Consider the following 19,255-nt stretch of genomic DNA (forward strand, 5'->3'; position numbering starts at 1 on the left):
TTGGTCAAATCAGGTGGCCGATATCGACGTCATGGCTGCTTGGCTGCGCCGGGCGCGGCGCTGCTGGGCGCCTTGGCAGGACCGGTCTGTCCCTTCTGGTCGCCCTCGCCCGAACGCCGTTCGCCGCGCTGGCCACGCTTGCGCGGCGCCAGGTCGGCGGTCGGCTCTTCGCTGTTGCTGCCGATCGTCACCTTGCTGCCCTCGGCGAGATTGGCAAAGCCGGTGGTCACAACGCGGTCGGTCGGGGAAAGCCCCTTGGCGATCACCGCGTCGGTCTCGGTCTGCTGGGTCACCGTGACCGGCACCGCCTTCACGACCTCACCCTCGCCAATCACATAGCTGAAAGTCCCGGCGGGGCCGCGCTGCACGGCCGATGTCGGAACCACCAGCGCCTTGGACAGGGTCTCGACCTTCAGGCGCACATTGACGAACTGGCCGGGCCAGAGCTGGAAGGTGGCATTGGGAAATTCTGCCTTCAGCTTCACGGTGCCGGTGGTGATGTCGACCTGGTTGTCGATGCCGGTCAGGGTGCCGTTGTCGATGACGGTGACGCCGTCATTGCCGAATACGTCGACGGCGAGCGTCCCCTTGGCCGCCGCGGCATTGGCACGGACGATCTGCTGCTGCGGCAGGCTGAACTGCACCGCGATCGGCTGCAGCTGGGTGATGATCACCAGGCCGGTGGTGTCGGAGGCATGGATGATGTTGCCCTGGTCGACCTGGCGAAGCCCGGCCCGGCCGGACAGCGGCGCGATGATCTTGGTATAGCTCAGCGTCGCCGCGGCATTGTCGATGGCCGCCTGGTCGGAATTCACCAGGGCTTCCTGCTGCGCCACGACCGACTTCTGCGTGTCGGCCTGCTGCTTGGAGCCGGCATTAGATGCGGCCAGTTGCTGATAGCGAATAAGGTCGAGCCGGGCATTGGCCAGCGTCGCCTCATCTTGAGCCTTCTTGGCGACGGCCTGATCGTACAGCGCCTTGTAGAGCACCGGGTCGATCTCGCCGAGCACGTCGCCCGCCTTGACGTCCTGGCCCTCCTTGAAATTCACCTTGATCAGCTTGCCGTCGACCTGGGCGCGCACTGTGACGTTGTTCAGCGCTTTCACCGAGCCGACGCCGTCGAGATAGACGGGCACGTCCATAATCCGTGGCTTCGCCGCCAGCACCGGCACGCTGAGGTCAGGACGCACGCGTTCGGCGGCCTGTTTCTGCTGCATCGCCCGCCAGCCGATATAGCCGAGGCTGCCCAGGATGATCAGCGTGACCAGGATCGAGACCGTGCGGCGGCGCGCGCGCCCGGCGACGCGGGTGACACCCTCGCCGGCGGCCTTCGCGGTCTCGTTCAATTCCGGCTTAAAGAGCATTGACCGGCTTCTCCATCTTCGGCTCCCAACCGCCGCCCAGCGCCTGATACAGGCTGACGATCGCCAGCAGCCGCGCCAGTTGGGCCTGGGACAGCGCATCTTCGGCCTGAAATAACGTCAATTGGGTGTTCAACACAGTCACGATGTCAGCCGTCCCGGCGCGCAGTTGCTGCTCGGAGAGCTGGAATGCGCGCCGCGACGCCGTCACCACATCACGCTGCAATCGCAGCTTTTCGGACGTCTGGCGGATCGCCACCAGGGCATTGTCGACATCGGCGAAGGCCGACACCACGGTCTTGCGATAAGTCTGCAGCAGCTCGTCCTGCTTCGCCTGGGTCAATTCGAAATTGCCCCGGATCCGGCCGCCGTCGAAAATCGGCTGGGTCAGGCCGCCGACCAGGCTGAAGAACGCGGCATTCGGTTGGAACAGCGCTACCAGCGCCGAACTCTGATAGCCGCCCTGCCCGGTCAGCTGGATGCTGGGAAAGAACTGCGCGCGGGCGCTGCCGACATTGGCGGTGGCGGAGGCGAGCTGGGATTCCTGGCGGCGGATATCCGGCCGCTGCGTCAGCAACTCCGAAGGCAGGCCTGGCGTCACCCGTGGCGACGAAATGTTGTTCAGCGAGCCGCCGGCAACGCGCACGCTCTCCGGGGGGCGCGACACCAGGGTGGCCAGCGCGTTGACGTTCTGGGCCAGCGTCTGGCGCAGCGGCGGCACAGCGGCGCGCTGGTTGGCGAGCACGCTCTCCTGCTGGGCGACGTCGAGGTCGGTGCCGGTGCCGGCACTGAGCCGCTGCTTGATGGCATCGAGTATCCGCTGCGCGCTGGCGATATTGCGTTCGGCGGTCCGAATGCGGTCCTGCGAGGCCAGCACCTGGAAATAGGCGTTGGCGACCGCGGTCAGCGTGGTCAGCGCCACCACATCGCGATCGAAGCGGTTGGCGTTGGCGGTCTCTTCGAGCGCCAGCGCGGCGTCGCGATTCTTGCTCCAGAAGTCGATTTCGTAGCTCGCACTGAGCGAGGCCGAATAATTGACGATCTCGCGCCCATTATTGGTCAAGCCGCTGGCGCTCGAACCCGAGGTCCGGGAATAGGTTTCCTGCCCGCCTCCGCTGAGGCTCGGCAACAGCGCCGCACCGGTGATTCGCGCCTGGGCATCGGCCTGGATAATGCGCGCGGTGGCCGCCGCGATATCCAGATTGACGGTCTGGGCCTCCTCCATCGGCTGGGTCAGTTCGCGCGAGCGGAAGCCGCGCCACCAGTCCAGCGCCGGAACCGCGCCGCCGGAATTGGCCAGCCGCGCCGCCTGGTAAGACGCCGGAACGTCGAGCGCCGGGTCCGGCAGGTCCTTGGTGAGAATGCAGCCCGACAGCGACACGGCGACTGCGCAAGGCATCAGTCTTCCGCCGATCCGGAGCATCAGCCGCCGCCCCGCCGGCCCGGCCGGCAACCGCCATGGCGACGGTGATGTCACGTCAGCGCCTCGACGCGGGCATCGCTGCGCTGACGCGCTTCCGGGAACATTCCGACGTTTTTCACTGCAGCTTGTGGCACGTTCACGAGCGATTCTTCTTTCAAGGGACTGAAGGCCATTGTAGCGGGCGGATTCCGGCGCGGACAGCATTGATCCGCGTTTGCCCCGGAAAGTGCGGCCTCGGCTGAGGCGTCGCCAGCCGCACCGGACTCTCAAGAATCTCCATATTCCACGGTACTTTTATGCAGACTGGCCGGATTGTCGCATGTGGCAGTCTTACCAAGATTTCATGTGATTTTATGTGTCTGGTGGCGTTATGGCGGCGCGCCCCCGGCCGAGCCGCTCTGGTTTGAAACCTCCATCGGTTACCAACGTATCTCTACAGCAACAAATGGCGGGGGCTGGGAATGCGCGTGGCAGTAATCGGAACGGGAATCGCCGGCAACGCGGCGGCCTGGGCCTTGTCGAAGCGCTATCCGGTCACTGTCTACGACCGCGAATTGCGGCCCGGGGGCCACAGCCACACCGTGACCATCGACTATGACGGCGCGGCGCTGGCAGTCGATATCGGCTTCATCGTCTATAACGAGCTGAATTATCCCGACCTCACCGCCCTGTTTGCGCATCTTGGCGTCGACACGGTGGCGAGCTGCATGAGCTTCGCAGTCAGTGCGGATGCCGGGCGTTTCGAGTGGAAAGGCGGCGGCATATCCTGGGCCGAAACGGCCCGCGGCCTGTTCGTCCAGCCCAAGAACCTCCTGTCGCCATCGTACCTGCGCATGCTCCGCGACATCCTGACCTTCAACGAGCAGAGCGTGAAGGACCGAACCGAAGGCTTGCTCGGCACCATGACGCTCGGCGAATACTTTGCCTGGCGAAAATTCGCGCCGCGGCTGCTCTCGGATTACCTGGCGCCGATGGGCGCCGCGATCTGGTCCGCACCGGCCGAGCAAATGCTCGATTTCCCCGCCGAGAATTTCGTCGCGTTCTTCAGCAACCATCGCCTGCTGCAATATGATCGTCCGGTCTGGCGCACGGTCAAAGGTTGTAGCCAGCGCTACGTCGAAAAACTGGTATCGGCTTTCGGAGACCATCTGCGGCTGGGATGCGCGGTGACGTCCATCGCGCGCACGGCGCATGGCGTCGTTGTCAATGACAGCCATGGTCGCAGCGATACCTACGACCATGTGGTAGTGGCGTCGCACAGCGACCAGGCGCTGGCGATGCTGGCAGATCCCAGCGTCGAGGAACAGGAGATCTTGGGCGACATCGGCTACGCGCCCAACGTCGTCTACCTGCATCGCGACCCCCGCCTCATGCCCAAGCGCAGAGGCGCATGGGCGTCATGGAACTTCCTGCGCTGGCAGCGGGAGGGAAGCTCCATCAACGACGTCGCCGTCACCTACTGGATGAACCCCTTGCAGGGCATCGCCGACGACAAGCCGCTGTTCGTCAGCCTCAACCCGCCCTTCGAGCCCGAGCCGGGGCTCACATTTGGTCGCTATCTGTGCGACCACCCGCGATACAATGCGGCAGCCTTCGCCGCGCAAAAACGGCTCGGCGAGATTCAGGGGCAGCGCCACACCTGGTTCTGCGGCGCCTGGACCGGATATGGATTTCACGAGGACGGGCTGCGCTCCGGCCTGGCGGTCGCCGAGGCGCTCGGCGCGACGGTGCCGTGGCGGGAGCCGCCGCCTGAAATGGCAGAAGCCGCGGAGTAACGATGCCGGCGGACATGACTCAGGCGACAACACGACCGGACGCGGCACATGCCGCGGCCGTGCTTTACTTCGGCGATGTCATGCATGCACGCCTGAAGCCGATGGGCCATCGCTTCAGCTATCGCGTCATGAGCCTCTTGATCGATCTCGACCAGCTCGAGACAGCCAGCAGGGCATCGCGGTTGTTCGGCGTCAACCGTGCCGCGCTCTACAGCTTCCATGAATCCGATCATGGCGATCGCGATGGCTCGTCGCTGCGCGCCTATGCGCAGCGTTGCGCCGCCGGGCACGGCATCGACTTGACCGGCGGCAGGGTCACGCTGCTGTGCTACCCGCGCCTGCTCGGCTACACCTTCAATCCGCTGTCGGCCTATTTCTGCTACCAGCCCGACGGCACGCTGGCGCTGATGATCTATGAGGTGCGCAACACCTTCGGCGACATCCATGCCTATGTGCTGCCGGTGCAACCGGGCGAGTGCAGTGCGGCCGGCATCCGGCAGCAACAGGACAAGCTGTTCTACGTCTCGCCGTTCCTCGGGATGGCCATGCGCTATCATTTTCGTGTGTCGCCGCCCGGACAGAACGTGAAGCTGCGCATCCTGGAAACCGACGTCGAGGGCCCGATCCTCGCCGCCACCTTCATCGGGGAGCGGCGCCCACTCACCACAGCGGCTCTGCTGCGGTCCTTCATCTCACTGCCGCTGGTGACCTTGAAAATCATGGCCGCCATTCATTGGCAGGCGCTGCGGCTGTGGATCAAGGGCGCCCGGCTGGTGCCGCGACCGGCGCCTCCAAATACTACCTTGGCTGCAGACCCTCGCAGTGATTATAGTCAGGAGCTAATGTCGTCGCGGACTGCGAATTCCGCGGCGCATAAGGGGGCTCTTGTTTAATCAAGCGGCTACGGCCACGCACAGTCGTCGCGCACTCGGACACAGAGCCACGCTACTCGATGGATCTGACATGTCTGAACTGATTGCCCTGACGCCCGAAAATGTGGAGACCCAACTCGCGGATCTGCCGCGCATTGTGCGGCTGGCCTTCGGCTTCGGATCGCGCCTGCGACGCGGGACGCTGGACGTCACCCTGCCCGATGGCCGCCGCGTGCGGCTCGGCGGCATGGAACCCGGCCCAACGGCGGCCATGACGATCTACGGCTACGGCTTTGCATCCCGTCTGCTCAATGGCGGCGATATCGGCATCGCCGAGGCCTATCTGCATGGCGAGTGGGATACGCCGGACCTGACCCAGTTCCTGTATCTGTTCTGCGTCAATCACGACCTGATCCAGGCCATGCTCGGCGACAATCCGCTGATGCGCTTCGTGCAGATCGTCCGTCACTGGTTCAACCGCAATACCAAACGACAGGCGCGCAAGAACATTTTCGCGCATTACGACATCGGCAATGCATTCTACTCGGCATGGCTCGATCCGAGCATGACCTATTCGTCGGCGATCTATGAGGACCACACCCAGGATCTGACCGCGGCCCAGAACAACAAGTATCGCCGCCTCGCCGAAGCCATCGACCTGCGGCCCGGCCATCGGGTGCTGGAAATCGGCTGCGGCTGGGGCGGCTTTGCCGAATACGCCGCCAAGAACTACGGCGCCCATGTGGTCGGCCTCACCATCAGCACCGAGCAGCGCGACTTCGCGCAGAAGCGCATCCAGGCGGCCGGCCTTGGCGACCAGGTCGAGATTCGGTTCCAGGACTATCGCGATGAGCGCGGCCAGTACGACCGCATCGCGTCCATCGAAATGATCGAGGCGGTCGGCGAGCAATTCTGGCCGCAATATTTCTCACAACTGCGCGACCGCCTGATGCCCGGCGGGCTGGTCGGGATTCAGGCCATCACCATCCAGGACAAGTTTTTTCAGACCTACCGGCGCGAGGTCGACTTCATCCAGCGCTACGTGTTTCCCGGCGGCATGCTGCCGTCGCCCGAGATCCTGAAATCGCTGGGCACGCGGTTCGGTGTGCCTGTCATCCGCGAGCGGATTTTCGGGCAAGACTATGCCAAGACACTGGCCACATGGAGAGATAATTTCCGCGCGGCATGGCCGAGCCTGACGCCGCTCGGCTTCGACGATCGCTTCCGGCGGCTCTGGGAATACTACCTTGCTTATTGCGAGGCCGGGTTCCTGTCGGGAAATATCGACGTGCGGCAGGTGGTGTTCGCCAAGGTGGAGTGACTGCGGCCAGGAAGGGCTGCTTCCCTTGTGCAGCCCCCGGCCGTCCACTAGGGTCGCCGCAACATTGGCATCCCCGCTGGCAGAATTCCGCATCATGAACATTGATAACGACGTCGTCGAAGCAATCGGCAACACGCCGCTGATCAAGCTCAAGCGTGCTTCCGAGCTGACCGGTTGCACCATTCTCGGCAAGGCCGAATTCATGAATCCAGGCCAGTCGGTCAAGGATCGTGCGGCGCTGTTCATTATCCGTGACGCCATCGCGCGCGGCACGCTGCGGCCGGGCGGCACGGTGGTCGAAGGCACGGCCGGCAACACCGGAATCGGCCTGGCCCTCGTGGCCAATGCGCTCGGCTTTCGCACGGTGATCGTGATCCCCGACACGCAGAGCCAGGAAAAGAAGGACATGCTGCGGTTGTGCGGCGCCGAACTAATTGAAGTGCCGGCGGTGCCCTATGCCAACCCGAACAACTACGTGAAGCTGTCCGGCCGCCTTGCCGAGCAACTCGCAAAGAGCGACCCGAACGGCGCGATCTGGGCGAATCAGTTCGACAACGTCGCCAACCGCCAAGCCCATATCGAAACCACGGCGCCGGAAATCTGGCAACAGACCGACGGCAAGATCGACGGCTTTGTCTGTTCGGTCGGCTCCGGCGGCACACTCGCCGGCGTCTCGCTCGGCCTGAAGAAATTCAACGACAAGATCCGGATCGTGCTCGCCGATCCGATGGGTTCGGCGCTGTACGAGTACTACAAGCACGGCGCGCTGAAATCCGAGGGCTCATCGATCACCGAGGGCATCGGCCAGGGCCGCGTCACCGCCAACCTCGAAGGCGCTGTGGTCGACGACGCCTACCAGATCCAGGACGACGAAGCCGTGCGGATCGTCTTCGATCTGCTCGAACACGAAGGCATCTGCCTCGGCGGTTCCAGTGGCATCAACATCGCCAGCGCGATCCGGCTCGCCAAGGACATGGGCCCCGGCCATACCATCGTGACCATCCTGTGCGACAACGGCAGCCGCTACCAATCGAAACTGTTCAATCCAGCCTTCATGCGTTCGAAGAACCTGCCGGTGCCGGAATGGCTGGAGCAGAAGAGCAGCATCAGCGTGCCGTTCGAGAAGGTGTGATAACTTAACTCTCAGCAGACTCTGTCGTCATCCTGAGGCGCCGTCGCGCAGCGACGGCCTCGACGGGTGGCCGCACGCGCGGGCGTTCGCGGCCGCATCCTTCGAGGCTCGCCCTGTCGGGCGAGCACCTCAGGATGACGGCGACAAAGCTCGTGCCGGCGCAAAGCGCACGACGAGCGTCAGCGCAAAATCTGCCCGAGAAACAACTTGGTCCGCGCGTGCTGCGGATGGGCGAAGAACTCCGCCGGCGTGTTGGCCTCGATGATCTGGCCGGCGTCCATGAAGATGACGCGGTTGGCGACTTCCCGGGCGAAGCCCATCTCGTGGGTCACCACCAGCATGGTCATGCCCTCATTGGCGAGATCGACCATGGTGTCGAGCACTTCCTTGACCATCTCCGGATCGAGCGCCGAGGTAGGCTCATCGAACAGCATCACCTTGGGATTCATGGTCAGCGCGCGCGCGATCGCGACGCGCTGCTGCTGGCCGCCGGAGATCTGACCGGGATACCTGTTGGCCTTGTCGGGAATCCGCACACGTTCGAGATATTTCATGGCCGCCGCCTCCGCGTCCTTCTTCGGCATGTTGCGCACCCAGATCGGCGCCAGCGTGCAGTTCTCCAGCACGGTGAGGTGCGGGAACAGGTTGAAGCTCTGGAACACCATGCCGACCTCGCGGCGGACGTCGTCGACCCGGCGCAGGTTTGGCCCAAGCTCGATGCCGTCGACATTGATGCGGCCCTCCTGGAACTCCTCCAGCGCGTTGATGCAGCGGATCAGCGTGGACTTGCCGGAGCCCGACGGGCCGCAGACCACGATGCGTTCGCCGCGCCCGACACCCATCGAGATGTCGCGCAGCACATGAAAATCCCCGAACCATTTGTTGAGGCCGGCGATGGTGACGATCGGTTGCGTTGTCATAGTCGTTGATCTCGGCTGCGCCGGTGAGCATTGAGGCGATGCTCGACGAACAGGGAATAGCGCGACATTGCAAAGCAGAACACGAAATACAGGATGCCCGCAAAGGCAAAGCCTGTGAACAGCGTCGACGGCGTCGACCAGACCGGGTCGGCGAACGACGCGCGCAGCGATCCCAACAGATCGAACAGCGCGACGATCGAGACCAGCGACGTGTCCTTGAACAATGCGATGAAGCTGTTGACCAGGCCGGGGATGACGTGTCGCAGCGCTTGCGGCATCACCACCAGCGCCGTGGTCTTCCACCAGGAGAGGCCGAGCGCGCTGGCGGCTTCCGATTGGCCGCGCGGGATCGCCTGCAGACCGCCGCGGATGACCTCGGCATTATAGGCGCCGGCGAACAGCGCGATGCCGATCAGCACGCGCACCAGCCCATCCACCGTGAAATTGCCCGGCAGGAACAGCGGCAGCATATAGGTGGCGAAGAACAGCACGGTGATCAGTGGCACACCGCGCCAGAACTCGATGAAGGCGATGCAAAACAGCCGGATCAGCGGGATGCTCGAGCGCCGCCCCAATGCCAGCGCAATGCCGACGGGCATCGAGGCGACGATACCGGTGACGGATACCACCAAGGTAACCAGAAGCCCTCCCCACAGTCGCGTGTCGACGACGGGCAGTCCGCCACGATCAAGGCCCATCACTGCGATGACCGCGCCGATCCCGGCGAAGCTGGCCAGGCTGACGATCAGGATGCGCCGGCCGCTGCGCAGGCCGCCGCCGAGCAGGAACAACGCCCCGGAGACGATCAGCGCCGTCGCCGCGAAGTCGGCCCATACCGGCTGTCCGGACGTCTGTATCAGATTTCTCAGCCACGTCAGCGGCCACAGCACGATGGCCACGACGTAGCCGATCAGTTCGATCAGGCTGCCGAGTGCGGCGAGTATCTGCGAGAGCACCGGCAGATTCGTCGCTGCCGCCAGGCTGCGGCCGCCATCCACCAGGTTGTTGGCAAGGCCGGCCAGCGCGCCCTCGGCCCAGCCGAGGCCGAAGCCGCGCAAGCCGCCGCCATGCAGCAGGAAGAAGGCAACGACAGGAAACGCAGCGAACAACAGGACGGAATTGAGGCCCTTGGCCGGCAGGCGCGGGATCAGCAGCGGCAGCAGCAGCAGCGCCGCCAGCGCGAAGGTCAGATTGACCCGCCAGCGTTCCGCCTGCGGATAAAAGCCGTAGATAAACTGCGTGAATTTGGCTTGCACGAACGGCCAGCATGCGCCGACCGGATGGCCGGCGTTTTCGGCCAGACAGGCGTTGCGGTCCGTCCCCTGCCACACCGCATCGACGATCAGGAACCTGACGGCCGGAATGACCGTGAACCACAGCAGCAGCAGGCTGGCTGCGGTCAGCAGGATGTTGGTCGGCGAATTCATCAGTCGCGTTCGGACGAAACCGACGAAGCCTGTTGTTTTGATCGGTGCGGCGCGCTCCGGAATGAGCTCGCGGGAGATGAAGGCGCGATCGGGCTCGCTCATGCGCCCATGCTCCGCCCGATGCGCCAGCCGTAGAGGCTCATGATGGCCGATGTGACCAGCGAGATCAGCAGGTAGACGCCCATGGTAATGGCGATGATCTCGATCGCCTGTCCGGTCTGGCTCAGCGTGGTGCCGGCGAACACCGAGAACAGATCGGGATAGCCGATCGCCACGGCCAGCGACGAGTTCTTGGTGAGGTTGAGATACTGGTTGGTGAGCGGCGGCAGGATGACGCGCAAGGCCTGCGGCACCACGATCAGCCGCAAGGTATTGCCACGGCTCAGCCCCAGCGAAGCCCCCGCCTCCATCTGTCCCTTGTGAACCGACTGCACGCCGGCGCGCACGATCTCGGCGATGAAGGCCGCCGTATAGGTCGACAGCGCCAGCACCAGCGCGACGAATTCCGGGATGACGCGGGAGCCGCCGGAGAAATTGAAACCCTTCAGCTCGGGGATTTCAAAAGTCAGAGGCTTGCCGAAAATGAGCACTGCGATGACAGGCAATCCGACCAGCAGGCCGACAACGTAGGGCCAGATCCGGATCAGCCGCCCGGTGTCGAACAGGAGCTTGAGCGCGACGCGGCGCAGCACCAGCGCACCAATGATCGCAATGACGAGGGCTATGGCGAACGCATCGAAGCCGGCGGCGCCAACCGGCTTCGGGATCACGAATCCGCGGTTGCTGAGAAAGAAGCTGCCGAACAGCGAGATGCTTTGTCGCGGGTTGGGCAGCGTCCCCAACACCGCGAGATACCAGAACAGGATCTGGAACAGCAGCGGCAGGTTACGCACCAGTTCCACATAGCCGCCGGCAATGCGCGACAGCAGCCAGTTGGGCGACAGCCGGCCGAGGCCGACGACGAAGCCGATGATGGTGGCGAAGAAGATGCCGATGATCGAGACGACGAGGGTGTTGACCAGACCGACGAAGAACACCCGCGTGTAGGTGTCTGCTTCGGTGTAGGGAATCAGCGACTGGCTGACGCCGAAGCCCGCGGTATTGACCAGGAAGCCGAAGCCCGAGGCGATGCGCTGGTTCTGCAGATTGCTGCGCGCATTGTCGATAATCTCGTAGCCGATCCAGGCCAGCAAGGCGACGAACACGATCTGCAGGGCAAAGCCGCCCCAGCCGGCCTGGCCGCCGAGTGCACGCCGCATCCTGGCGGCCCATTGCGATGGCGGTTCCCGGGGTTCGATCGCCATCGGTGCGATCGGTCGCGCGGTCAGGTCAACGGATCGGCGGCGCGTACTGGATGCCGCCCTTGTTCCAGAGCGCGTTCAAGCCGCGGGCGATGCCGAGCTTGGAACCGGCGCCGACGTTGCGATCGAAGGATTCGCCGTAGTTGCCGGTCGCCTTGACGATGCGGGAGACCCAGTCCTTGGTGAGGCCGAGCTGTTCGCCGAGATTGCCATCGGTGCCGAACACCCGCTTCAGCTCGGGCTTGTCGGACTTGGCCATGTCGTCGACGTTCTTCTGGGTGACACCGAGTTCCTCGGCATTGATCATCGCGAACAGCGTCCATTTTACGATATCGAACCACTGGTCGTCGCCATGGCGCACCAGCGGGCCGAGCGGTTCCTTGGAGATCACCTCGGGCAGCACGGCGTGATCGGCGGGAACGGCGAGCTTGAGGCGTTCGGCATACAGTCCGGAAACGTCGGAGGTGAACACGTCGCAACGGCCGGCTTCATAGGCTTTCACGGTTTCATCGGCGGTGCCGAACGCGATCACCTCATACTTCATGTTGTTGCCCTTGAAGTAGTCGGCAAGGTTCTGTTCGGTAGTGGTACCGGTCTGCACGCAGACTGACGCGCTGTTGAGCTCGAGCGCGGAATTGACCTTGAGCGACTTGCGGACAAGGAACCCCTGGCCATCGTAATAGGTGACGCCGGTGAAGTTCACGCCCAGCGAGGTGTCGCGCGAGACGGTCCAGGTGGTGTTGCGCGACAACACGTCGATCTCGCCGGACTGCAATGCGGTGAAGCGATCCTTGGCCGACAGCGGCACAAACTTGACCTTGGTCGGATCGTTGAACACTGCGGCGGCTATGGCGCGGCACACGTCGACGTCCAGTCCGGCCCAGTTGCCCTTGTCGTCCGGCGCGGAGAAGCCCGGCAGCCCGGAACTCACGCCGCACGACAGCACGCCGCGATCCTTGACGGTCTTGAGGGTCTGCGCGTCTGCCTGCCCTGAGAGACCGGCGGCAAGCGCGAGCGCGACGACGAGGGATACGCGTTTCATGGCAAAGCCTTTCAAGAACCTGCGGGCTGTCTCATGCACCACCGGGGCAACCTAGCCATCCGCCCCGGTTTCGCAAAGCCCCCGTCAGATATCGGAGCGGGCAAGGGCTGCCTTATGAACAGGCAATGGACCGAAATGGACAGCGCGCGGTTCAGCTTGCGGTGACCAGGCCATTGATTTCTATCACAGAACGGCCGGCAAGGGCGGTCAAGGGGTTGACGATGATCTTCCGGGTCCTGTTATTAGGAACCCCAGCCTTCCCGCCATACGGCGGCCCTGCGCACCGGCTGCGGCAAAATGACTCGGGATCCGTGGCGAACGCATGACTCATTCAGACGACAGGCGAAACTCGATCGACCTTGGCGCGGAGACCCTGCTGGTCACCGCCGGCCGCGACACCGAAGCCCAAAAGGGCTTCGTCAATCCGCCGGTCGTCCGCGGCTCGACCGTCCTCTATCCGACCGCAGCCGACCTGCACGCGCATCGCGGCGAGTATCAGTACGGCCGCCACGGCACGCCCACCACCAAGGCGCTGCAAGAAGCACTGATGGCCCTGGAGGGACCGGCCTGCGCCGGCGTCGGTCTCGCACCCTCGGGCCTGGCGGCGATCTCGACAGCCCTGCTGGCCGTGCTGAAAGCCGGCGATCATCTGCTGGTGTGCGACAACGCCTATCGGCCGACGCGCAACTTCTGCAACGGCATGCTGGCGCGCTATGGCGTCGAAACCACCTATTTCGATCCGCTGATCGGCGCCGGCATCGCGGCCCTGTTCAAGCCCAACACCCGTGCCGTCATGGTCGAAGCGCCCGGCTCGCAGTCCTTCGAAATGCCGGACGTGCCGGCCATCGCCGCCGTCGCTCACGCGCGCGGCGCGCTGGTGATTGACGACAACACCTGGGCGACGCCGTTGTATCACCGCTCGCTCGACCAGGGCGTCGACGTCAGCATCCAGGCCGCGACAAAGTATATCGGCGGCCATTCGGACATCATGTTCGGCACCATCTCTGCCAACGCCGAAGCGTGGCCGCAGATCAGCGACGGCATCAAGCTGCTCGGCGTCTGCGCTGGGCCGGACGACGTGTTCCTGGCGCTACGCGGCGTACGTACGCTATCGGTTCGATTGGCGCATCATCAGCGGTCGGCACTGGAGATGGCGCACTGGCTGGCGGCACGACCGGAGGTGACCCAGGTTCTGCATCCCGGCCTCGAGAGCCATCCCGGCCATGCGATCTGGAAGCGCGACTTCACCGGCGCCTCCGGCCTGTTCAGCATCGTGCTGCGCGATGCCCCCCAGAAGGCGGTCGACGCCTTCCTCGACACCGTACAACTGTTCGGCATGGGCTATTCCTGGGGCGGTTTCGAAAGCCTCGTGATCCCGTTCGATTGCGCCAGCTATCGCACCGCCACCACCTGGGCGCCGGGCGGCCCTGCCCTGCGGCTGCATATCGGCCTGGAAAACGTCGACGACCTCAAGGCCGATCTCGCGCGTGGATTCGATGCCTTCAACGCGGCACGCTAGCGGCGCGAGCCGCAGCATGATGCGGAAGTGCTGCTAACGCACTGGCGCTGTCGAACCCGACAGCGCGCGCCTCGCGATAGCGGCCGCCGTTCGCCGAACCGGTTACCACGCGAACCGGGCGCCGGCCGACAACTGGTGACTTTCGGCGTTGCTGCGGAATTCACCGTTATAGGCTGCGAACAGCCGGAAGTTTTCGCTGCGCCAGCCGGACATCTTGAGGCCGACCAAGGCGGCATCCCGGCCGGGATGCGCGGCGTCGACCAGGAACGCTTCGTCGAGCAAGGCCGCCGTGCTGACCAGGGTGGTGTCGCGCAGATCGTGACCCCAGCCGACCTTCAGCTCGGGCATCAGGGTGGCGCCTTCCAGCGTGCTGATCCGCGCGCTGAGGGCGACTCCGGCTGTGGTGGTCAGCTTGTCATAGGTCTGCGTGGCATAGACCAGACCGAACGGGAGCTGGCTTTCGCTGTAGGCGTCGCGGCGAAAGCCCTGCCAGTTGATGCCGGCGTACGGTTTCAGCACCACGTTTGGCGCCACCGCAAAGCGATACCCGGCCTCCAGCGAAGTGCCCACGCCGATGCCATTGGTGCTGCCCTGGAGGGCCGTGCTCGTCAGAATCATCTGGCGGGTGGTGGAAATCTGGCTCGGGCCGACCGCGACGCGGAAGTCGACGACGGCCGCACCGGGAGTCCAGCTGGCATAGGCGGCACCAGCGTAGGTGTCGGAGGTGCCGCTGATGTCGGTGCTGGTCGCCGTGGTGCGCGCATAGCCGAAGGCGCCGCCGGCGATCAGATTGCTGGCAAAGCGGCGATCCGCGCCGACGGTGAAGCCGCCGCTGACGGCCTTCGAGCCGGACAATTCGCCGGAGTCGCCGACCCGGCTGCTGCGGCCGAAGCCCTGCCCCCACACGCTCCAGCCGGTCTCGACCCGTTCCGCGGCTCCAACGCTGGCAAAGGCATTCATCGCCGAGGCAGTTTCGGCGCTCATGACGTTGCGGCCGGCATAGGACAGCGCGAAGGATTGTGATGTCCCGTTCTGGCCCTGCTCGGCGCCAAGCCCGAGTGCATCCTGACGATCGCCGATCGCACCGAGAAAGCCTGAGAAGGCCTGCAGCGGCGCGCTCGACACCGCCGGCTGGCCGGGGCCGCCAAGCTGGGACAGTGCCTTGTCGATTTTCGCCTCGCTATCGAGATTGTAGAGCGCATCGAACAGCGCTTTCTCGGCTGCGCTCGGCATGGCGCCAGAAGGCGCGCGCTCCCTGTCAAGAATGCCTGCGACCGAGCTTGACGCCCCGGACCCAAGGCCGGCGAAACTGGCGGGCATCACGACCAGCGTGATCGCGCTGTCCTTGTATATAAGGTCGAAGCGGCCGTTGGCCGGCAAACCTGACGTTGGCTGAGCCAGTGTCGAGAAGCTGCCTGCGGTGCGGGCGCCGTTCTGCGCCTGCACGAAGGCGAATTCGGTGCCGATGGACGGGGTGTAGTTGCTCACCGTGCCGACGCTACCGCGCAGCACCGGCGTCACCGTGCCGGCGGCCCAGAACACATTGCCGGCGCCGGTGACGTAGATCCGGTCATAGGTCCCCGGTCCGCCCGGCACATTCGCCGTGCCGTCGATGTCGATCCGGGTATTGGCGGTCGAGGTCAGGGTGACGTTGCCATTGAAGGTCAGCGAGCCCACCGAATTGCCGGACAGCACCGTACCCGGCGCAACCGCGCCGCTGGCGAGGAGATCGGTGATATTCGCCATCTTGCCCGGCGACAGCGTGCCGGCGATGGTGGTGTTACCGTTGATAGTGCCGAAGCCGGCCAGCGTCGCCGGTTGCGCTACGCTGAGACCGTTGCCGCCCGACATGGTGAGCGTGCCGTCCACGGCCAGCGTGCCCAAAGCGGCAAAGACATTTCCGCCCGCATTGGTGCGGCCGGAGATCGACAGGATGCCGTCACCCGACTTGGTGAAGTCACCTTGCGTGTTCAGCAACTGGCTCCAATAGGTGGTGGTGTTGGCCGCGACCGGGACATTGGTGTTGGCGGCCAGCGTGGTCGGGCCTTCTGTCGCGCGGTCGAGCCGGATCAGGCCATAGCCGAACATCGCATCGACGCCGGGTGCGCCGAGATCCTCGGTGGTCGCAAACAACAGATGCGCCAGATCCTGCGCATTATAAGTCGGATTGGCCTGGATCAGGACGGCGATGGCGCCGGACACCGTGGGCGCCGCCATCGAGGTGCCCTGCAGCGCTGCATAGGTGTTGTCAGGCACCGTCGAGAAAACGCCGAGATTGTTATTCACGTCGCCTCCGGGAGCGGCAACGCACCAGCTCGCCGTCACGCCGCAGTAATTCGAGTAATAGGCCGCCTTCTTGTCGCTTCTCACGGACATCACGCCGATAATCAAACCATTCTGGTGCTGAAAGTTTGAGAAATCGGCCTCGGCTCCGGCCCCCGGATCGTCATAGACACCGGTATTGGCATGGGCCGGCTGGATATAGGGATATAGCGCCATGCCGCTGGGATTACGTCCCGCGAGAGGGTGGTCGTCGCGCTCGTTGCCGGTGGCCGCGACAATGATCTTGCCGGCTTGCAACACGTTCAAGATCGCCTGAATTTCGGCCTGACTGCTCGGCAGGGTATTCGCCCACACGGTCTGCGGTGGCGTGCCATCGAGTACGCTGGGACCGTAACTCGCATTGTAGACCATGACTCCCTGCAACGACGCGAAATAGTCGAGCGGCGCGGCATTGCCGTCAATTCCCGGCGCATAGCCGTAGGGAGCCTTGTTCGCGACGATCGTGCGGATCGGAATGACCGTGGCGTCATAGGCCACGCCGTGCATATCCACATTATCGAATTTTTGCGCAGCGACGATGCCTGCAACGTGGGAACCGTGGACATCTTTAGCATTAGGTTTTTCCGGATCGACGATTGTCTGCAGCGTGAGCTGCGCCGGATCGTAGGTCCCGCCGTTCTGGACAAGGAAGTTACGGCCGCGTGAAATATTCAGCTTGTTGACAAGCGCGGCATTCGTCGTGTCGAAGCCGCTATCGCCGACTGCGACCGTCACGCCGTTGCCCGTGAAGCCTCGATTGTAGGCCGCCTGCGCGCCGATCAACTGCAGATTCCACGTCTGCTCATAGGCGCTCGGCATGGGAGAAGGCAGGTTCGGCGAGTTGTTCACCGCCTGCGCGACGTTCTGATAGGCCGATTGCCCGAGTCCCGAAGCGCTTGCCGTGCGCGTCGCCATCACCTGCGCGGCATTCGGCGCGAGCGTCATGGGCTGACCGGAGGTGAGCACGCCGAGATCGGCAGCCGTGGTCATGTTGCGCGTCAGGCCCGGTGCCAATTCGCGCACATGCTCGATCACCGCATTGCGCAATTCCGGGCGTCGGTAGGTGCTGTCGTAAACCTGGGCAATCAGCCCCAGTTCGCCCAGCTTCAACGCGGCCGACAGTTCACGGCGAAAATCCGCCGGCAGCGGTGCCATTGCCTTCGGTTTTGAAGATTGAGCGGTGCGAGCCGATTTGTGGTGGTGGGCCTCAGCCGCATGCAGGACCGTCTGACCACAGACTGCACTCAGGATCGTGGATCCCAGACAAAGTGCGGAAAAACCGCGCAAACCAATCCTGCCCACCACGAACTCCCCTGCCAGCTGGGTCCCGGAAGCTGCGGCCAAAGGCCCGCATCGCTCCCCGGCCGTCGGCGCCGCGGCGGCGCCATTGTGTCCAAATGTTGTCGGCTCGTTGCCGTTCTAATACGGCTCGGATTTGGTTGGACAGAGCCATCAGCACGGCTCGGACGAGGGTCCGGCTTTTTCCCTTGATCCCCCGTCTCATCTTGGTGAGGAGACATGTCAGCGTTGCTTTGATGCGACATACGGAACCGGCGGATGACGACGAGCCTCGCGTCGCCTTAGCGTTGGTGCGAGCACGGCAAGCGGAAGACCGGGCCGATTGCGCTTAACTCTGATGCTACCCTAGGCTATAGAGCCGCTGCGCGCGCTCTCGGGGCTCGGTCGACGTCAGGATGACCGCGCCGGCCATGTCGTCCAAATTTGCCGCGAGTGCGTCGAGATGGGGAATTGTGTGAATTTGTCCGAATTGTCCCCCGTCGTGCCGAAGCCTGGCGTCGCAGCTTCGGGCAGCGAACCCCGGTCAGCCACGTCAAATCTTCCCCGGCTCTATTATGTGACAACGGGTCTCGATACGCCGAATGCTTTCGAGACCTGGAGCGCGGTGATATCGCCGCTGTTCGAGCCTCGCGCCTGCGGGCCGACCAAAAAGACCCCCACAGGGTCAGCCTACGGCGTCATTATCGGCGACATCATTATCGCCAAGGTGGCGTTCAACGCGCAGGACTTCGTGCGGGACGAGCAGCGCATTCGTGCCACGCCGGATCATTTGCTGCTGCACCTCTACGTCAGCGGCGGGTTCAACGGCCATGTGACCGGACAGAAAACCACGATCGGACCGGGCAAGGTAGCCCTGATCGACTTGGCTCATCCCGTGGACACGCGGGCATTCGCGTCCAGCACGGTCACGCTCATCGTTCCGCGCAAGCTGCTTGGCGATCTTGCGCTGGACGATCTCAAGCCGCGGCTGGACACATTCAGGAATGACCTGCTGGCGGCGCATATGCAGTCGCTACTGGAACGCAGCGCTCAGTTGAACGACAGCGACATCGAAGCGACAGTGGCGGATACGGTCGCGTTTCTCAAACGTCTGCTCGCCCCGGCCCCCGACGACTCCTTCGTCGAACAGCGCGATACCGACGAGAACGTGCTGGCGCTGACGGAGGCGGCCATCCGCGACAATCTCGCCCTGCCCGAACTGTCGCCGGACTGGCTGGCTTTGAAGCTCGATGTGTCGCGTGCCTCGCTCTACCGGTTTTTTGCGAGCCGTGGCGGAATCATGCGTTACGTCCAGGAACGGCGGTTGCTCGCTGTACAGGCTGCCCTCAGCGACCCGCTCGAGACGCGACGCCTGTCGCGCCTGTCGGCCGATCTGGGGTTCAACAGCGAAGCCCACTTCAGCCGCAGTTTTCGTGCCCGCTTCGGTGTCACCGCCAGCCAGTATCGCAAGATGCAGCTCGACGCCGCCGCGACGACGCAGCTGACGAGTCCTGAAGTTGTGCAGCAATGGTGGAGCAGCGTAGCTCAACCGTGAGAAGCAG

14 protein-coding genes are annotated in these 19,255 nt (G+C 64.1%); 6 read left to right on the forward strand and 8 right to left on the reverse strand.

The window, feature by feature from the left end; genetic code table 11:
• Positions 1–29: 29 nt before the first annotated feature.
• The 3 genes from ACUXVA_RS21930 to ACUXVA_RS21940 all read right to left on the reverse strand — a co-directional run bounded on the left by ACUXVA_RS21930 (position 30) and on the right by ACUXVA_RS21940 (position 2,957).
• Positions 30–1,364, reverse strand: a complete 1,335-nt coding sequence (locus tag ACUXVA_RS21930; RefSeq protein WP_445488074.1) for an efflux RND transporter periplasmic adaptor subunit — start codon at positions 1,362–1,364, stop codon at positions 30–32.
• Complete coding sequence (locus tag ACUXVA_RS21935; protein WP_445488076.1) at positions 1,354–2,760, reverse strand: efflux transporter outer membrane subunit; 1,407 nt, start codon at positions 2,758–2,760, stop codon at positions 1,354–1,356. The genes ACUXVA_RS21930 and ACUXVA_RS21935 overlap by 11 nt, the downstream gene beginning before the upstream one ends.
• 74 nt (positions 2,761–2,834) lie before the next feature.
• The gene (locus tag ACUXVA_RS21940) at positions 2,835–2,957 is read right to left on the reverse strand and encodes a hypothetical protein (protein WP_265078382.1); all 123 of its coding nucleotides are present in this window, start codon (positions 2,955–2,957) and stop codon (positions 2,835–2,837) included.
• Between the two features lie 288 nt (positions 2,958–3,245).
• On the opposite strand from ACUXVA_RS21940, the gene ACUXVA_RS21945 reads away from it, so the two are divergent.
• From ACUXVA_RS21945 to ACUXVA_RS21960, 4 genes are all read left to right on the forward strand, one after another.
• Complete coding sequence (locus ACUXVA_RS21945; protein WP_445488078.1) at positions 3,246–4,559, forward strand: NAD(P)/FAD-dependent oxidoreductase; 1,314 nt, start codon at positions 3,246–3,248, stop codon at positions 4,557–4,559.
• Between the two features lie 14 nt (positions 4,560–4,573).
• On the forward strand, positions 4,574–5,452 hold the full coding sequence (locus tag ACUXVA_RS21950; RefSeq protein WP_265078381.1) for a DUF1365 domain-containing protein: 879 nt from the start codon (positions 4,574–4,576) through the stop codon (positions 5,450–5,452).
• Positions 5,453–5,522: 70 nt separating this feature from the next.
• A complete protein-coding gene (locus ACUXVA_RS21955; protein WP_265078380.1) occupies positions 5,523–6,752 on the forward strand; it encodes an SAM-dependent methyltransferase in 1,230 nt (409 codons plus the stop codon).
• Positions 6,753–6,846: 94 nt separating this feature from the next.
• Complete coding sequence (locus ACUXVA_RS21960) at positions 6,847–7,884, forward strand: cysteine synthase A (RefSeq protein WP_445488080.1); 1,038 nt, start codon at positions 6,847–6,849, stop codon at positions 7,882–7,884.
• 179 nt (positions 7,885–8,063) lie between these two features.
• Here the strand turns inward: ACUXVA_RS21960 and ACUXVA_RS21965 are convergent, their stop codons facing one another.
• From ACUXVA_RS21965 to ACUXVA_RS21980, 4 genes are read right to left on the reverse strand one after another with little or no spacing between them, the layout of a single operon-like run.
• Positions 8,064–8,804 carry an amino acid ABC transporter ATP-binding protein gene (locus ACUXVA_RS21965; protein WP_320109625.1) on the reverse strand — a complete coding sequence of 247 codons (741 nt, stop codon included), beginning with the start codon at positions 8,802–8,804 and terminating at the stop codon, positions 8,064–8,066.
• On the reverse strand, positions 8,801–10,333 hold the full coding sequence (locus ACUXVA_RS21970) for an amino acid ABC transporter permease (protein ID WP_445488082.1): 1,533 nt from the start codon (positions 10,331–10,333) through the stop codon (positions 8,801–8,803). Before ACUXVA_RS21970 ends, ACUXVA_RS21965 begins: the two co-directional genes overlap by 4 nt.
• Positions 10,330–11,535 carry an amino acid ABC transporter permease gene (locus ACUXVA_RS21975; protein WP_265078377.1) on the reverse strand — a complete coding sequence of 402 codons (1,206 nt, stop codon included), beginning with the start codon at positions 11,533–11,535 and terminating at the stop codon, positions 10,330–10,332. The genes ACUXVA_RS21970 and ACUXVA_RS21975 overlap by 4 nt, the downstream gene beginning before the upstream one ends.
• Positions 11,536–11,560: 25 nt before the next feature.
• Positions 11,561–12,574: an amino acid ABC transporter substrate-binding protein gene (locus ACUXVA_RS21980; protein WP_265078376.1), complete on the reverse strand. Its 1,014-nt coding sequence runs from the start codon at positions 12,572–12,574 to the stop codon at positions 11,561–11,563.
• Between the two features lie 322 nt (positions 12,575–12,896).
• On the opposite strand from ACUXVA_RS21980, the gene metC reads away from it, so the two are divergent.
• A complete protein-coding gene (gene metC, locus ACUXVA_RS21985; RefSeq protein WP_265078375.1) occupies positions 12,897–14,093 on the forward strand; it encodes a cystathionine beta-lyase in 1,197 nt (398 codons plus the stop codon).
• 102 nt (positions 14,094–14,195) lie between these two features.
• On the opposite strand, the gene ACUXVA_RS21990 is transcribed toward metC, so the two are convergent.
• On the reverse strand, positions 14,196–17,570 hold the full coding sequence (locus tag ACUXVA_RS21990) for an autotransporter domain-containing protein (RefSeq protein WP_445488085.1): 3,375 nt from the start codon (positions 17,568–17,570) through the stop codon (positions 14,196–14,198).
• Positions 17,571–18,270: 700 nt separating this feature from the next.
• Between ACUXVA_RS21990 and ACUXVA_RS21995 the strand changes: the two genes are divergently transcribed.
• A complete protein-coding gene (locus ACUXVA_RS21995) occupies positions 18,271–19,248 on the forward strand; it encodes a helix-turn-helix domain-containing protein (protein ID WP_413776523.1) in 978 nt (325 codons plus the stop codon).
• Positions 19,249–19,255: the final 7 nt, after the last annotated feature.

It is taken from the genome of Rhodopseudomonas sp. RCAM05734 (genome assembly GCF_052658035.1).

Excerpts from the sequence above, each read along its gene's own strand:
- ACUXVA_RS21955 (WP_265078380.1), top strand. The coding sequence starts at position 5,523 with ATGTCTGAACTGATTGCCCTGACGCCCGAAAATGTGGAGACCCAACTC.
- ACUXVA_RS21970 (WP_445488082.1), bottom strand. The coding sequence starts at position 10,333 with ATGAGCGAGCCCGATCGCGCCTTCATCTCCCGCGAGCTCATTCCGGAG.
- ACUXVA_RS21940 (WP_265078382.1), bottom strand. The coding sequence starts at position 2,957 with ATGGCCTTCAGTCCCTTGAAAGAAGAATCGCTCGTGAACGTGCCACAA.
- ACUXVA_RS21965 (WP_320109625.1), bottom strand. The coding sequence starts at position 8,804 with ATGACAACGCAACCGATCGTCACCATCGCCGGCCTCAACAAATGGTTC.
- ACUXVA_RS21930 (WP_445488074.1), bottom strand. The coding sequence starts at position 1,364 with ATGCTCTTTAAGCCGGAATTGAACGAGACCGCGAAGGCCGCCGGCGAG.
- ACUXVA_RS21935 (WP_445488076.1), bottom strand. The coding sequence starts at position 2,760 with ATGCCTTGCGCAGTCGCCGTGTCGCTGTCGGGCTGCATTCTCACCAAG.
- ACUXVA_RS21950 (WP_265078381.1), top strand. The coding sequence starts at position 4,574 with ATGACTCAGGCGACAACACGACCGGACGCGGCACATGCCGCGGCCGTG.
- ACUXVA_RS21990 (WP_445488085.1), bottom strand. The coding sequence starts at position 17,570 with ATGGCACCGCTGCCGGCGGATTTTCGCCGTGAACTGTCGGCCGCGTTG.
- ACUXVA_RS21980 (WP_265078376.1), bottom strand. The coding sequence starts at position 12,574 with ATGAAACGCGTATCCCTCGTCGTCGCGCTCGCGCTTGCCGCCGGTCTC.
- metC (WP_265078375.1), top strand. The coding sequence starts at position 12,897 with ATGACTCATTCAGACGACAGGCGAAACTCGATCGACCTTGGCGCGGAG.
- ACUXVA_RS21960 (WP_445488080.1), top strand. The coding sequence starts at position 6,847 with ATGAACATTGATAACGACGTCGTCGAAGCAATCGGCAACACGCCGCTG.
- ACUXVA_RS21975 (WP_265078377.1), bottom strand. The coding sequence starts at position 11,535 with ATGGCGATCGAACCCCGGGAACCGCCATCGCAATGGGCCGCCAGGATG.
- ACUXVA_RS21945 (WP_445488078.1), top strand. The coding sequence starts at position 3,246 with ATGCGCGTGGCAGTAATCGGAACGGGAATCGCCGGCAACGCGGCGGCC.